This is a genomic window from Micromonospora sp. H33 (assembly GCF_052068455.1).
GTDB lineage: Bacteria > Actinomycetota > Actinomycetes > Mycobacteriales > Micromonosporaceae > Micromonospora.
In genome coordinates, this window is the sequence record NZ_JBQHDE010000001.1 from 1068344 (window position 1) to 1082789 (window position 14446).

A 14446-nucleotide genomic window follows, 5' to 3' on the forward strand; every position below is an offset into this window, starting at 1 on the left:
GAGGGCCGAAAGTGCAAGATCGCGGGGGCCTGGTGTCAGATCAGGCGGAGCTGGCGGTCCCTCGGGCGGCGGGGTTCCGTCTCGCCGAGGCGTTCGAAGAGGCCCGGGTCGATCGTGTCGAGGAACGGGGACGGGCGGCAGTCCCGCTCCGCGCCCTGCCGGATCCGCCGGGCGGCGTGGCTGACGTAGAGGCGGTCCTGGGCCCGGGTCAGGCCGACGAAGAAGAGCCGCCGCTCCTCGGCGACCGCCTCGTCGTCGGTCTCCGTTCCGGGCCAGCGCAGCGGCAGCAGCCCGTCCTCGGCGCCGACCAGGAAGACCACCGGGAACTCCAGCCCCTTGGCGGCGTGCAGGGTGAGCAGCGTGACCGCCTCGGCGCGCGGGTCGAGCGCGTCCACCTCCGCGCCGGTGGCGAGCTGGGACAGGAACAGCTCCAGGTCCTCGCCGCAGCGCCGGGCCAGCGGGGTGAGCAGGTCGACCGCCACCCGTACGTCCTCCGGCCGGACCGTGCCCGAGCCGTCGAGGGTCGGCGTGGCGAACCGCTCGGCGACCACCTGGCCGGCGAGGCGTACCCGGGCCGGCAGGCCACCACCGAGGCCCCCGGCGTGCCGCAGCTCGCGCGCGATGGCGGCCACCCCGGGCCGGTCCCGCAGCCGGTCGTGCGAGCGCTTCTGCACCGGGATGTTCGCCCGGGACAGCGCGTCCACGATCGGTGCCGCCTGGGAGTCGGTGCGGTAGAGCACCGCGATGTCGGAGAACGACAGCGTGGTCGTCCGCCCGTCGATCCGCCCCGAGTCCAGCGAGCGGTGCGAGAGCCCGCCGACCAGTTCGTCGACCGTACGGACGACGAAGTCGGCCTCGTCGGCGACGGAGCTGGCGGCGTACCGGCCGACCAGCGGGGCCTCGGGGTCCAGCCGGGCCGGGTCCAGCCGGCGGCCCCGGACCAGCGACGACGGTGCGATCGCCTGCACCGCGGCGGCCAGGATCGGGGCCGACGAGCGGTAGTTGCGGTTCAGCCGCACCAGCCGGGCGTCGGTGAAGTCCTGCGAGAAGCGCAGGAAGTACCCGACGTCGGCGCCCCGGAAGGAGTAGATGGCCTGGTCGGGGTCGCCGATGGCGCAGAGGTTGCCGTCGGCGGGGCTGAGCAGCCGCAGCAACTCGTACTGCACCTCGTCGACGTCCTGGTACTCGTCGACGAAGATCCACCGCCACCGGTCCCGGTACGCCTGCGCCAACTTCCGGTCGGCCCGCAGCAGCGCCAGCGGGAGCGTGAGCAGCTCGTCCAGGTCCACCAGGTCCTGCTTGCGCAGCAGCGCCACGTACGCGTCGCGGTCGTCGCCCGCCTCCACCCGGGCCGCCGCCCGGTCGGCGTCGTCGGCGATCCGGAAGTCCGCCGGCAGCCCGGCGGCGTCGGCGTTCTCCCGCAGGATCTGGAGGCCCACCGAGTGGAACGTGCCGACGGTGACGTCCTCGGCGACCGGTCCGAGCAGCCCGTCCAGGCGGTGCCGCAGCTCCTCGGCGGCCCGGCGGGTGAACGTGATCGCCAGGCAGTGCTCCGGGAAGACGTTCAGCTCCGCGCACAGGTACGCGATCCGGTGGGTCAGGGTGCGGGTCTTGCCGGTGCCCGGGCCGGCCACGATCAGCAGCGGCCCGCCCGGCGCGGAGGCGGCGACCCGCTGCATCGCGTCCAGCCGGTCGAGCAGGCCGGTGCCGACCTCCTCCATGCCGGACAGCATCGGCTCGAACGGTTCGTGCGGTGAGGGCGGCGGCGCGATCGGGGGTGGGGGCGGCGCCGCGCGCTTCGGCTCCGGCTTCGCCGCCGGGCGCCGGGCCTTCGGCTTCGGCGTCGGCTCCACGGGCCGACGCTGCGCCGGCACGGGTACGTCGAACAGCGTCTCCTGCGCGGCCGGCGTACCGCCGCCGCCCAGCTCGGCCGGGTCGAAGAGCGTGATGACGCCGTACTCGCCGTCGTAGCCCGGCACCCGGTGGACCTCGCCGCGGCGCAGCCGGCCGATCCCCTCGGCGAGCAGCTCGCCGCCGACCCGGCCGATCTCGTCCAGCGGCGTACGGGTGAGGATCTCCAGCTCCGGGCCGAGCGCGGCGACCAGGTCGTTGAGCTTGCCCTCGACCCTCTTCGACCGGGCGCCCACCTTGTTGATCTCGCCGAGGATCTCGGCGAGCGGCACCAGGTGGGTGACGTCGCGGGCGTGCGCCGGCCGGTGCCCCTCGGGCCGGTCGGCCAGGTCCTCGACCCGGCTGAGGACGCCGACGGTCAGCGGCTTGCCGCACTCCGGGCAGCGCCCGCCGGCGGCCCGGGTCCGCTCCGGCGCCCAGTTGACGCCGCAGAGCCGGTGGCCGTCCGCGTGGTACTTCCCCTCCTCCGGGAAGAACTCGATCGTCCCGGCCAGCCCGTCGCCGGTCCGCAGTGCCTCGCGGATGGCGAAGTAGTCGCGGCCCGAGCTGAACACCGTCGCCTCCCGGGCGAGTGCCGGCGGGGAGTGGGCGTCGGAGTTCGACACGAGCTGGTAGCCGTCGAGGCTGCCGACCCGCCAGTTCATCTCGGGGTCGGAGGAGAGCCCGGTCTCCACCGCGAAGATGTGCTCGGCGAGGTCGGCGTAGCAGTCAGCGATGGCGTCGAAGCCGGACTTGGAGCCGAGTGCGGAGAACCACGGCGTCCAGATGTGAGCGGGCACCAGGTACCCGTCCGGGCTCGCCTCGAGGGTGATCTCCAGCAGGTCCCGGGAGTCGAGGCCGAGGATCGGTCGGCCGTCCGAGCCGAGGTTGCCGATCCGCCCGAGCGCCGTGTTGAAGCGGGCCACCGCGTCCAGGTCGGGCAGGTAGATCAGGTGGTGCACCTTGCGCGTCCGGTCGTCGCGCTTGTAGATCGTGGAGATCTCGACGCTGAGCATGAACCGGACCGGGTCGGTCTCCGCCTCGCTGGCGAGCCGCGGCGGCAGCCGGCGCGCGATGTCCCGCTCGGCCTCCGGGCTCAGCCGGTGGAGGCCGGGCTCGGCCGGGTGCAGGGTCTCGCGGAGGTGGTCGTACCAGGCCGGGTGGGTGAAGTCACCGGTGCCGAGCACGGCGACGCCCTTGCGCCGGGCCCACCAGCCGAGGTTCGGCAGGGTGAGGTCACGGCTGCACGCGCGCGAGTACTTCGAGTGGATGTGCAGGTCCGCGACGAAGGGCGGGAGGCCACCGGGGGGTGCGGCGCTGATCGGAGGCACGCCGCATCCTGCCACGCCGCTCACACCGTACGCCCGCCGCCACGCTCGGGGGTGAGCTGCGCTATGCCGAGCGCAGCTCGACGAGGGAGATCTGCGGCTCGGCGCCGACCCGGACGGGGGGACCCCAGAACCCGGCGCCGTTGGTCACGTACACCTTCGTGCCGTCGACCTCGCCGAGGCCGGAGACCACCGGCTGTTCGAGCCGGACCAGGTAGTTGAACGGCACGATCTGGCCGCCGTGGGTGTGGCCGGACAGTTGCAGGTCGACGCCGTACTTCGCCGCCTCGAAGGCCGCGACGGGCTGGTGCGCGAGGAGCACCACCGGGCGGCTCGGGTCGCGGTCGCCGAGCGCGGCGGCGTAGTCCGGCGGTGCCGCCACGCCGATCCCGTCGAGCTGACCGGCGTCGTTGACCCCGGCCAGGTCGAGCACGCCGCCCCGGGCGGCGATCTCCACCCGCCGGTTCTGGAGGACCCGTAGACCGAGCCGGTCCACCTCGGCCACCCACTCCTCGACGCCGGAGTAGTACTCGTGGTTGCCGGTGACGAAGTAGCTGCCGTACCGGGAGCGCAGGCCGCGCAGGGGCGCCGCCGCCTCGCCCAGCTCGGCGACCGTGCCGTCGACCAGATCGCCGACGACCGCGACGATGTCGGCGTCCAACCGGTTGATGGCGGCGACGATCCGCTCGGTGTGCTCGCGCCCGCGCAGCGGGCCGAGATGGATGTCGGAGACCGTGGCGATGCGCAGGCCGTCCATGCTCCGGGGCAGCTTGGCCAGGGGGATCCGCACCCGGTCCAGCTGCGGCGGGCCGAGGGCGGTGCGGACGCCGTACCCGGTCAGGCCGGTTGCGGTGAGCCCGGCGAAGATGGCCGCCCCGCGCGCGAGCAGCAACCGGCGGGCGGGGTCGTGGTCCGGTTGCCCGACCGCCGCGGCGGCCGGCGGGTCGGCCGGGCCGGCGGCCCCGACCAGGGCGGGCTCGGGCGCGGCGGCCGCGGGTTCCGCGGCCACGACCCGGCGGCGCAGCACCAGCCGGGTCACCAGCATCGGGATCTCCAGCGCCGCCAGCAGGACCAGCAGGTAGAACATGACCGCGAGCCAGAGGTACCCGGGCCAGGCGAGCCAGTACGCGCCGGCGCGGGTGCCGACCATGGTGGCCGGTACGAGCAGCGCGAGCACCAGCACGGTGATGGAGCCGATCCGTCGCCAGCGGCCCGGCGTGGTGGTGTCGCGCACCAGCCGCTTCCACAGGTAGAGGTGGATCAGACCGGTGATCAGCGCCAGGGTGGCGACGAACCCGAGAACCGCCAACAAGGTTGAGCCTCCCTCAGCCGCCCGCGAAGGGCGGTAGGACGTCGATCGTGACCCCCGCCGGCAGCGGTGCCCGACGATCATGACAGGTCACGCCGTCGACCAGGAAACTCGCTGCGCGCAGCACGGCGGCGAGCCGCTCGCCGTGCCGGTCCGTGAGCTCGGTCAGGAGTTCGTCCAGCGACCGGCCGGCGGATGCGGTCTCCTCGGCCCGGCCGGCGGCAGCCCGCGCCCCGGCGAAGTAACGGACGGTGACGGTCGGCACGGTCAACCTCCGATCGCCGACATCGGCCGGGTGGGTTGCAGGAAGGTCGGGTCGTCGATGCCGTGGCCGGCCCGCTTGCCCCACATGGCGGCGCGCCAGCGCCGGGCCAGCTCGTCGTCGTCCGCGCCGGAGCGCAGCGCCCCGCGCAGGTCGGACTCCTCCGTGGCGAAGAGGCAGTTGCGGACCTGCCCGTCGGCGGTGAGCCGGGTGCGGTCGCAGTCGCCGCAGAAGGGCCGGGTGACGCTGGCGATCACGCCGACGCGCGCCGGGCCGCCGTCGACCAGCCAGGTCTCGGCCGGTGCCGCGCCGCGCTCGGCCGGGTCAGGGATCAGGTCGTACGCGGACCGCAGCGTGGCCAGGATCTCGTCGGCGGTGACCATGCTCGCCCGGTCCCAGCCGTGCTGGGCGTCGAGTGGCATCTGCTCGATGAACCGCAGCTCGTAGCCGTGGTCGAGGGCGAACCGGAGCAGCGCCGGAGCCTCGTCGTCGTTGACGCCCCGCATCAGCACCGCGTTGACCTTGACCGGCGTGAGCCCGGCCGCCGCCGCGCCGGCCATCCCGGCGAGCACGGCGTCGAGCCGGTCCCGTCGGGTCAGCCGGGTGAACCGCTCCCGGTCCAGCGTGTCCAGCGAGACGTTCACCCGGTCGAGGCCGGCGGCGCGCAGGGTGGGCGCCAGCCGGTCCAGTCCGATGCCGTTGGTGGTGAGCGAGATCCGCGGGCGGGGGCTCATCGCCGCCACCGCCGTGACGATGCCGACCAACCCGGGCCGGATCAGCGGCTCGCCGCCGGTGAACCGCACCTCGGTCACCCCGAGCCGGGTCACCGCGACCCGGATCAGCCGGATCACCTCGTCGTCGTCGAGCAGCTGCGGCCCGGCGAGCCAGGGCAGCCCCTCGGCCGGCATGCAGTACGTGCAGCGCAGGTTGCACTTGTCGGTCAGGGAGACTCGGAGGTCCCGGGCGACGCGGCCGTACCGGTCGACGAGGACGCCGTCGGTCGGTAGGGCGACGCTCACCCGTCGACGGTAGCGCGACCGCGCCCGCTCAGGGCGGCCCGGGCGGTGTGAGCGACCGCATCCCGGTACGCCGAGCCGAACAGCGCGGTGTGCACCAGCATCAGGTGGAGCTGGTGCAGCGGGACCCGCTCCCGCCATCCGTCGGTCAGCGGCCACACCTCCTGGTAGGCGGCCAGGATGCGGTCCAGGTGCGGTGCGCCGCCGAAGAGCGCGAGCTGGGCGAGGTCGGTCTCCCGGTGCCCGCCGTGCGCCGCCGGGTCGACCAGCCATGCCCGGTCGTCCGCGCCCCACAGCACGTTGCCCGGCCACAGGTCGCCGTGGACGCGGGCCGGCGGCTCGTCGCCGCCCAGGTGCCCGGTCCGGGTCGCGACCTGCTCCACCAGGGCCTGCTCCGCCGGGCCGAGCGCGCCGTTGTCGATCGACATCCGCAGGTACGGGACCAGCCGGCGCTCGGCGAACCAGCGCGACCAGGGGCCCTCGTCGGGGGTGTTGTCCGCCGGCAGCGCGCCGATGAAGCCCGGCCAGTCGGCGCCGAAGGCGGGTGCGCCGGCCCGGTGCAGCGCGGCCAGCTCCCGGCCGAAGCGCTCGGCCGCTTCAGAGCTCGGCTCGCCCGGGTCGACCCACTCCAGCGCCAGCAGGTCGGGCAGCGCCACGATCACCTCCGGTACGGCGACCGCGCCCGCCTTCCGCAGCCAGCGCAGCCCGGCCGCCTCGGTGGCGAAGAAGTGGTCCGGTCGTTGCCGGCTGGCGTGCTCCGGCCAGGTCTTGGCGAACACCGAGTGCCCGTCGTCCAGGGTGAGGCGGGAGGCGGCGCAGATGTCGCCTCCCGAGACGGGCGTCTCCCGGATCCGCTGATGGGTCAGGAAGGTCGGCAGATGCTCCGGATGCGCCCGCAGGTACGCCAGATCCATGCCTTGGGACGGTAGCGGGTGGCGGCTGCCGGTCGGGGCGGCTCCTCCCGCAGATCTTGGAAGATTCCGGCCCCTCCGGGGGCCGTTTCCTTCCAAGATCTTCCTGGTGTTCCTGGCGCGGACGGTCTGGATGCGCTCTGAGCTGGGTTGTTACGGTCTGTAGTTGTGGATAACCCGTGTGTCGTCCACAGGGGCGGACGAGGGGTGGTCGCGCCGCGCAGGCTGCCGTGCATGAACTCGACCGATGTCCCTCGGCTCTCCGTCCGGTCCCCCGGCGACCTGATCGCCGCCGTGCCCTACCTGCTCGGGTTCCACCCCGCCGACAGCGTGGTCGTGGTGGCCATGCAGGGCAAGCGGGTCACCTTCGCCGCCCGGTCGGATCTGCCGGATCTGCGGGAACCCGTCGATTCCGCCCGACGCATGGCCGAGCCGGCCCGGCCAGTGGATGAGCCGGCCCGGCACCTGGCCGCGGTGGTGGCCCGGCAGGTCGCCGACCGCGCCACGGTCCTCGGCTACGGCCCCGCGGCCCGGGTCACCCCCGCCGTCGACGCGGTCCGCGTGGCCCTCGCCGACGCCGGGATCCCCGTGCTCGACGCGCTGCGGGTCACCGACGGTCGGTACTGGTCGTACCTCTGCGACGAGCCGGAATGCTGCCCGCCCGAGGGCACCCCGTACGACACCGGGTCGAGCGAGCTCACCGCAGCCGCGGTCTTCGCCGGTCAGGTCGCCCTGCCCGACCGGGCCACCCTCGTCGCGCAGGTGGCACCCGTCGACGGCGCGGAGCGGGCCGCCCTGCGCCGGGCCACGGAACGGGCCGGGCAGCGGTTCGCCGACCTGCTCGACTCGGCCGACGTGCTCGGCGGCCGTACGGTGCGCACGGCCGGGCGGGCGGCGATCCGCGTCGCCCTGCGCCGGCACCGGAAGGGTGAGCGGCTGGACGACGACGAGGTGGCCTGGCTGAGCGTGCTCCTGACCGACCTGACCGTCCGCGACCACGCCTGGGAACGCACCGACGGGCGAGACGCCGACATCGCGCTCTGGACCGACGTGCTGCGCCGGGCCGAGCCGGAGTTCAGCGCCGCGCCCGGCTCGTTGCTCGCCTTCGCCGCCTGGCGCGCGGGCCACGGGTCGTTGGCGGCGGTGGCACTCGAACGGGTGCTCGGTCGGCACCCCGACTATTCGCTCGCGCTGCTCCTGGACGATCTGCTCCGGCGGGGCGTGCCACCGTCCCACCTCGACGGGTGGCCCGCGGTCCGGCTGCCCGGTGTGGTCCGCCGCCGCGGGAGGCGCCGGCGTGACGCCCACTGAGCGGCGGCTCCGCGGATCATCTGAATTCAGCGGGGAAGCTCCGGTAGATCGATTCCATGCGGTCGTCGAGCCCGAGTCGCTGCGGGATCTGCTCGCCGGTCCGCGTCGCCGACGTCAGCACGCCGATTTCCCGCGCCACCGCACTGCCCGGGACCAGGATCGGTCGAGGCGGAACGATCCTGGTCACCACCCGCTCGGGGTTGAAGGCCATGCCGAGGAGATGTTCCTCGCGCTCGTCCCCGACCGGGTGCAAGCCCCCGTCGGTGCCGGTCCAGGCCCAGGTCGGGCGGGCTCGGCTGAACATCCTCCGTGCCCGCTCCGACCGGGCGTAGCCGTAGATCACCTCGCAGTCCGGTCGCTCGACGGCGTCGCGAAGCGTCCGGCCGAACACGGCACTGTAGTTGGCCCGTCCCCGGTAATCCGGGTCGACGGCGGCCCGGCAGAGCTCGTAGCTCGCGTTGCCGGGATCACGCCTGGCCACACTGGAACCGACGACGGTGCCCCGGTCCAGGGCGAGCATCCAGATGTGTTCCTGGTCCGTCACGATCCGGCGGACGAGGGCGGGATCGGTACATTCGGTGAGGGGATAGCCGCCGTTGTAGACGCGGTCGTAGAGGGCGGCGATCCCGTCGGCGTCGTCCGGCGTCGCGTAGCGGACCTCGATGTCGACGTGTGGAACGGTCGGTCGGACGCTCACCGTCAGCCCTGCCGGACCCTCGCCGACCCGACCGCAGGCAGGATGTCCAGGTGGGAGGCGAGCGGCCGGCGTGGCGACGTCGCCGCGTCGGGCAGGTCGGGACCGGCGACCAGACGGAACACGAGAGCGACGGGCGCGTCGGTGTCCGGAACGAGGACGGCGCGCAGCTCCGCCATGCGGGTCTCGATCTCCGTGCGCTCCTCCGGGGTGAAGACGTCGCCCTCACGGCCGGTGAGCATCTCGGATTCCAGCATCAACGACGTCGTCGGATGCATCCCCACGCCGGCCGATGTCGCCGCCAACCACAATCGCTGGACGGCACGGCCCGCCTCGACGACGTCCCGCCGGCTCCCGCTCGCGGCGATGACCGCACCGATCGCCGACGCCCCCTCGGCCCAGGCGCGGCTGTAGTCCAGCAGGCGCGTCCCCTCCCCACGCCCGTACAGGAACCGCGCCACCTCCGGACGCCGGAGGATGCGTAGCGCGATCCGTTCCGGGAGGAGCAGGTGCAGGTTCTCGATGGGGACACCGTCCTGCCGCCGCGGCTCGTCCGACCCGAAGTAGAACTCGTCGAAGGCCTCCTTGTGCATCTCCGGGACCAGCAGGCGGAGCCGGTTCCCGATCGCCGTGCCCGCACCGTAGACCCGCCGGACGTTCTCGTCGTCGCCGATCCGGACGCTCGCGGAGAACGGCGACAGCGCCGTTTCGAGGACAGCCCGCTCCTCACCGGTGAGCGGGCGGCCCAGGGATCGCGTCCGTTGGCTGCACCGGGTGCGGAGAGCGTCCCCGAGTGCGCGCTCCACCCCGGTGGCGTCCGGGCCGGAGGCACCGATCGTGATCCTCGTGTGAACGAGATCGTCCGGGCCCAGCGGGTCGTACTCGACCTCGACCGACAGGCCGCGCGCGCGAGCGGCGACGACGATGCTCTCGGTGACGATCCCCATGACGACCCGGCGGACCGTGCCACGGCAGTCGAACAGGGCGTGGGTGGCCGAGCGGTCCGGGACGTGGACCACGTCGACCACTCGTCCACGGACCACGAACCGCCACTGCTGCGTGTTGCCACCGGAGGGGGACCGCATCGCCAACTCGAGGATCTCCCGCATGTCCGCCGGGAGATCCTCGACCCGGGCGCGGGGTTCCGGCGCCGGCGCGGGCAGGACGGATGGCCGGGGCGTCTGCCCGATGCCGTAGGGGATGTCCGCGTACCGGCGTCCGGATGGAACGTCGTGACCGAGCAGGATGGCCCGGGCCGCCGTGGCCGCCACCGCCCCGCCGTGGTTCACCTCCGACGCGAGCTGCGGCCAGGTCGACAGCGTCACATCCTGCTCGATCATCGAGGACGCGACTCGATCCGAGATGCCGTCCACACCGACGATCAGCGCGATCGCGGCCAGTTGCAGGTCCCGGTCCGCGTCCCGCAGGCGACCCGTGGGCAGGTCGCCGAGCAGGCCGTGGAGCAGCGGACGGCGCGGCTCCAGATCGAAACGTTCGACATCGAGCACCCCGCGGTCACTGCACTCCATGACGACCGGGATTCCACGAGCGCGGGCGTGCTCACGCGCCAGGACCTTGATCCACGGCGTGTCGCATTCCTCGATGAGGACGTCGAGCGACGGGGAGCCGTCGAAGAACTCGTCGATGGTGGACTCGTCGATCCCGCCCGCATAGACCCGCACATCGAGATACGGGTCGAGTTCGGCGATCTGGCGAGCCGCCAGCACCGCCTTGTTGACGCCGAGGTCGCCGACCGTCGCACGGAGGCGGTTCAGGTTGGAGATGTCCAGCTCGTCGAAGTCGGCGAGCTTGATCGCACCGGCCGAACGTTCGAGCGCCATGGTCAGGGCGACGGCGTTTCCCACCGACAAGCCCACGATGCCGACCGTCCTACCGGCAAGGCGCGACTGCTCCTCCGTGGTCAGCTTGTTGCGGTTGGCGGCCGTGCGGATCTCGATGAACTCCGGCTCGTCCAGGACGTGCACGAGCCGCCCGGACCAGGGATAGAACACCCAGGCGCCGACCTCGGCGAGTGGCGCGCCGGCCACGAGATCCGCGATGACGTCGGCGCGGTCCGCGGACTTCCCGCGCTCCGGCGTCCGAACCCGGGCCAGATTCTCCAGCTGGAGCGCTATCTGGTCATGGCGGGAAAATATCGCCCCACTGCTTTCGAGTTCGACCAGCGCCTCGACGTCGGCGCTCCGGGACAGCCGGTATATCGCCGGCGGTGTGTACGTGTCGTCCGGCCGCGACGAAGCCGGGGAGACGGTGCCCATCCGTTGCATGTGTCGACCCCCGTGCCCGAATCGCTGATCACAGCTGTCGGAATTCGGAACTCACCAGCGCTCGCCACGGCGCACGGCGCTGTCGAGCACCAGCGAGGACATCGCCCCCGATTCGAGCATCGATCGACTGTCGCTGAACGGGCCGGGATCACCGGCGGGTCGGCCGCCCGGCCTCGGGCGATCGGCCATGGCCCGGACGGCACGGGTGGACCACAGGTGCTGCTGCTGGCGGCCCGGATGGCCTGGCCGGCCTGGATCGAGCCGCTGCTGGTCCGCCTGAACGCCTGGATCACCCGGACGTCGGGCAGCACACTGGGCTGGGTCCTCGGCATCGCGCCGCCGGTCACCGGATCACGAGGTGACGCGCTCCGGGTGGGCGTACACGTTCATCGTGCGCCCGCGCAGGAAGCCCACCAGGGTGATCCCCGCCTCGGCGGCCAGGTCGGCGGCGAGCGTGCTCGGCGCGGAGACCGCCGCGAGCAGCGGTACGCCGGCCATCCACGCCTTCTGCGTCAGCTCGAAGCTGACCCGCCCGCTGACCAGCAGCACGTGACCGGCCAGCGGCAGCCGCCGCTCGCGGACCGCCCAGCCGACCACCTTGTCCACGGCGTTGTGCCGGCCCACGTCCTCGCGCAGCACGACAAGCTCGCCGTCCGCCGTGAACAGCCCGGCCGCGTGCAGGCCGCCGGTCCGGTCGAAGGCGCGCTGCGCCGCGCGCAGCCGCTCCGGCAGGTCGGCAAGGACCGCCGCCGGCACCCGCAGCGGGTCGTCGGCCACCGCGAAGAGCGACCGGGTACGCACCGCGTCGATGCTCGCCTTGCCGCACACGCCGCAGGAACTGGTGGTGTAGAAGTTGCGGGCCGGGTCGGTGGTCGGTTCCGGCACGCCGGGCGCGAGCACGACGTCCACCACGTTGTACGTGTTGGGCGTCTCCGCCCCGGCGCAGAGCTGCGCGGTGTGCACGTCGTCGGCCGACCGGATCAGCCCCTCGGTGAGCAGGAAGCCGATCGCCAGGTCCAGGTCGTCCCCGGGGGTACGCATCGTGACCGCGAGCGGCCGCCGCTGCCCGGGACCGGGCGGGCCGACCCGGATCTCCAGTGGCTCCTCCACGGCGAGGGTGTCCCGGCGGCGGACCGAGGTGCGGCCGTCCGCCGCGTCGAGGTCGATCCGCAGCACGCCGCGTCGGTCAGTCGCCCGTCCCATCCCGCCATCCTGCCCGCACCGGCCACGGTGATCCACTCGATCTCCCGGAAGCAAGTTGATCGACCCGATGCCGGCGGCATGGCGGCATCCGGGAAGGCCGGATACCGCGAAGCCGCCGGCACGCGACCCGGAAGGAGCCGACGTGGCGGCTACGGTGGCGTGGTGAACGCGTACGCGGCGGTGGTGCTGGCCGGCGGCGCGGCCCGGCGGATGGGCGGCGTGGACAAGCCGGCCCGGCCGGTCCGCGGCCGGCCCATGCGGGACCGGGTGCTGGCCGCGGTCGCCGACGCCGATCCACGGATCCTGGTCGGCCCCGCGGCCGGAGTGCCGCGCGGCGTGCTGGTCACCCGGGAGGAGCCGCCCGGCGGTGGTCCGGTCGCCGCGACCGCAGCCGGGCTGGTGCTGCTGCCCGGGGACGCGACCGTGGTCGCCCTGCTCGCCGCCGACCTGCCCCTGCTCACCCGCGCCGCGATCGACGACCTGCTGCACCACCTCGACACCGGGGCCGACGGCGTGTGCTTCGTCGACGAGGCCGGACGGCGGCAGACGCTGTGCGGCGTGTGGCGGGTCGCCGCGTTGCGCGGCGCGGTGGACCGCCTCGCCGCCGACGAACCGCTCGCCGGGGCGCCGCTGCGGGCGCTGCTGCACGGGCTGACCGTCCAGGAGGTGCCGTGGCACGGGGACGGCCCGCCGCCGTGGTTCGACTGCGACACTGACGAGGACGTACGCCGGGCGGAGGAGTGGGCACGATGACGGTGATGGACGAATGGGTCACGGCGGCGTGCACGGAACTCGGCCTCGACCCCGCCCGGGTGCCGGTGCCGACCGTGCTCGACCTCGCGAAGGACGTGGCCCACCAGGTCCTGCGCCCGGGTGCGCCGGTCACCGCGTACCTCCTGGGGCTCGCGGTCGGCGGTGGCGCGGACCTGGGCGGTGCCGCGGCCCGGCTCCGCGACCTGGCCGCCAACTGGCCCGTCGACCTGGGTGCCCAGGAACCCGGTGACATCCCGGCCTGACGCCGCCCGCATGCTGTCCGATCCCGGTCGGCCCTGATTCGTACCCCCGGTTTCGTGGGTAGGGTGACCTTGACGGACGGAGGCGATCATGACGGCGGACCACCCCCCGACGCCGGCCGGCGGCCTGCCGGAGCAGCACGAGTCGATCCTGCTCGACGAGCCGACCACGGCCGACCTGCGCGTGAAGGTGACGCAGGCCTGGCGGGAGTTCGCCCGGGCGCTGGGCGAGCGGCTCGGTACGCTCCCGGCCGGAGCGCACGTCGACCTGACCCTCGATCCGACCGCCTCCGGCACCGGCGACGCCGTGTACTCGATCGGCATCGACGTGGGGCCCGACGGAAAGCTTGCCGCGCGGGCGGTCGGCAACGCCGGCCTGCCCCCGGGGTACCGGCTGGACCGCGCAGCCGTCGCGGACATGGTCGCGCTCGGCTGGTCGCCGCCCGGTGTCGTCGAGGGCTCCGGCGAGCAGTTCGGCCTGGACGGCACCGCGGCCGAGGCGACCCAGCTCGCGGCCCTGTTCTCCCGTACGCTGCGCGACGTCTACGGCGCCCCGCACCCGGCCTTCCTCGTCTACCTGATCCATGACGCCGACGGGGAGCCGCTGGAGGGCGCGCCGCTCGGCACCGCGCGGAGCGAGTTCGGCGTGGACCGGAACGTCGAGGCCGACCTCGACGAGGCGCTGAACGCCACGGCCGCCGCCCAGCCGGCCACGGACGACGTGCTGGGGCTGGCCGAGCGGGTCCGGACGGTCGTCTCGACGATGCTCAAGTCGGACTCCGACCGGCTCCAGGTCGACTCCGACGGGGACATCAACATCCGGGCGGGCTCGGCGATGGTGTTCGTCCGGGTCCGGGACAACCCGCCGCTGGTCGACGTCTTCTCCCCGGTGCTGACCGAGGTCGAGCCGACCGAGCGGTTGTACGTGAAGCTGTCCGAGCTGACCAACCGGATGCCGATCGGCCGGCTCTACTGCGCCGACGACACGGTCTGGGCGTCCATCCCGGTGTTCGGCCGCAACTTCCAGGCCACCCACCTCATGCTCGCCGTGCAGGTGATGACCGGCCTCGCCGACGAGCTGGACGACCGGCTGCACGGCGAGTTCGGCGGGAAGCGCTTCTTCGGCGAGGGCGACAAGCCGGTCAAGCGCGACCAGGGCGAACACCGCACCGGCATGTACCTGTGACGGCGCGGCCTCCGGCCGAGGACCTGACGATGGGTGAG

12 protein-coding genes are annotated in these 14446 nt (G+C 73.6%); 4 read left to right on the top strand and 8 right to left on the bottom strand.

Annotated elements, in window-relative coordinates:
• Positions 1-35 precede the first annotated feature (35 nt).
• The 5 genes from ACTMS0_RS05055 to ACTMS0_RS05075 form a co-directional block, all read right to left on the bottom strand.
• Positions 36-3221, bottom strand: a complete 3186-nt coding sequence (locus tag ACTMS0_RS05055) for a UvrD-helicase domain-containing protein (protein ID WP_441153872.1) — start codon at positions 3219-3221, stop codon at positions 36-38.
• Positions 3222-3282: 61 nt separating this feature from the next.
• Positions 3283-4530 (bottom strand): metallophosphoesterase, encoded by a 1248-nt coding sequence (locus ACTMS0_RS05060; RefSeq protein WP_441153873.1) that lies wholly within the window; start codon positions 4528-4530, stop codon positions 3283-3285.
• Between the two features lie 13 nt (positions 4531-4543).
• Positions 4544-4798, bottom strand: a complete 255-nt coding sequence (locus tag ACTMS0_RS05065) for a MoaD/ThiS family protein (protein WP_441153874.1) — start codon at positions 4796-4798, stop codon at positions 4544-4546.
• Positions 4795-5808 (bottom strand): GTP 3',8-cyclase MoaA, encoded by a 1014-nt coding sequence (moaA, locus tag ACTMS0_RS05070; protein WP_441153875.1) that lies wholly within the window; start codon positions 5806-5808, stop codon positions 4795-4797. Before moaA ends, ACTMS0_RS05065 begins: the two co-directional genes overlap by 4 nt.
• A complete protein-coding gene (locus tag ACTMS0_RS05075) occupies positions 5805-6719 on the bottom strand; it encodes a fructosamine kinase family protein (protein WP_441153876.1) in 915 nt (304 codons plus the stop codon). Before ACTMS0_RS05075 ends, moaA begins: the two co-directional genes overlap by 4 nt.
• A 231-nt stretch (positions 6720-6950) precedes the next feature.
• Here ACTMS0_RS05075 and ACTMS0_RS05080 point away from each other — a divergent pair, with 231 nt between their 5' ends.
• Entirely contained in the window at positions 6951-8027 is a 1077-nt protein-coding gene (locus ACTMS0_RS05080) for a DUF4192 domain-containing protein (RefSeq protein ID WP_441153877.1), read from the top strand.
• A gap of 16 nt (positions 8028-8043) precedes the next feature.
• Here the strand turns inward: ACTMS0_RS05080 and ACTMS0_RS05085 are convergent, their stop codons facing one another.
• The 3 genes from ACTMS0_RS05085 to fdhD form a co-directional block, all read right to left on the bottom strand.
• Positions 8044-8724 carry a GNAT family N-acetyltransferase gene (locus ACTMS0_RS05085; protein ID WP_441153878.1) on the bottom strand — a complete coding sequence of 227 codons (681 nt, stop codon included), beginning with the start codon at positions 8722-8724 and terminating at the stop codon, positions 8044-8046.
• Positions 8725-8726: 2 nt separating this feature from the next.
• Positions 8727-11006: an Rv1355c family protein gene (locus ACTMS0_RS05090; RefSeq protein ID WP_441153879.1), complete on the bottom strand. Its 2280-nt coding sequence runs from the start codon at positions 11004-11006 to the stop codon at positions 8727-8729.
• Between the two features lie 351 nt (positions 11007-11357).
• Positions 11358-12209 carry a formate dehydrogenase accessory sulfurtransferase FdhD gene (fdhD, locus tag ACTMS0_RS05095; RefSeq protein ID WP_441153880.1) on the bottom strand — a complete coding sequence of 284 codons (852 nt, stop codon included), beginning with the start codon at positions 12207-12209 and terminating at the stop codon, positions 11358-11360.
• A 78-nt stretch (positions 12210-12287) separates the two neighbouring features.
• Between fdhD and mobA the strand changes: the two genes are divergently transcribed.
• From mobA to ACTMS0_RS05110, 3 genes are all read left to right on the top strand, one after another.
• Positions 12288-12962, top strand: coding sequence for a molybdenum cofactor guanylyltransferase (mobA, locus tag ACTMS0_RS05100; RefSeq protein WP_441153881.1), 675 nt, complete (start codon positions 12288-12290; stop codon positions 12960-12962).
• The gene (locus ACTMS0_RS05105) at positions 12959-13225 is read left to right on the top strand and encodes a DUF6457 domain-containing protein (protein WP_441153882.1); all 267 of its coding nucleotides are present in this window, start codon (positions 12959-12961) and stop codon (positions 13223-13225) included. Before mobA ends, ACTMS0_RS05105 begins: the two co-directional genes overlap by 4 nt.
• 88 nt (positions 13226-13313) lie before the next feature.
• Complete coding sequence (locus ACTMS0_RS05110) at positions 13314-14408, top strand: T3SS (YopN, CesT) and YbjN peptide-binding chaperone 1 (protein WP_441153883.1); 1095 nt, start codon at positions 13314-13316, stop codon at positions 14406-14408.
• Positions 14409-14446: the final 38 nt, after the last annotated feature.

Coding starts and splice junctions, on each gene's coding strand:
- ACTMS0_RS05075 (WP_441153876.1), bottom strand. CDS start 6,719: ATGGATCTGGCGTACCTGCGGGCGCATCCGGAGCATCTGCCGACCTTC.
- mobA (WP_441153881.1), top strand. CDS start 12,288: ATGGCGGCATCCGGGAAGGCCGGATACCGCGAAGCCGCCGGCACGCGA.
- ACTMS0_RS05090 (WP_441153879.1), bottom strand. CDS start 11,006: ATGCAACGGATGGGCACCGTCTCCCCGGCTTCGTCGCGGCCGGACGAC.
- ACTMS0_RS05080 (WP_441153877.1), top strand. CDS start 6,951: ATGAACTCGACCGATGTCCCTCGGCTCTCCGTCCGGTCCCCCGGCGAC.
- ACTMS0_RS05110 (WP_441153883.1), top strand. CDS start 13,314: ATGACGGCGGACCACCCCCCGACGCCGGCCGGCGGCCTGCCGGAGCAG.
- ACTMS0_RS05105 (WP_441153882.1), top strand. CDS start 12,959: ATGACGGTGATGGACGAATGGGTCACGGCGGCGTGCACGGAACTCGGC.
- fdhD (WP_441153880.1), bottom strand. CDS start 12,209: ATGGGACGGGCGACTGACCGACGCGGCGTGCTGCGGATCGACCTCGAC.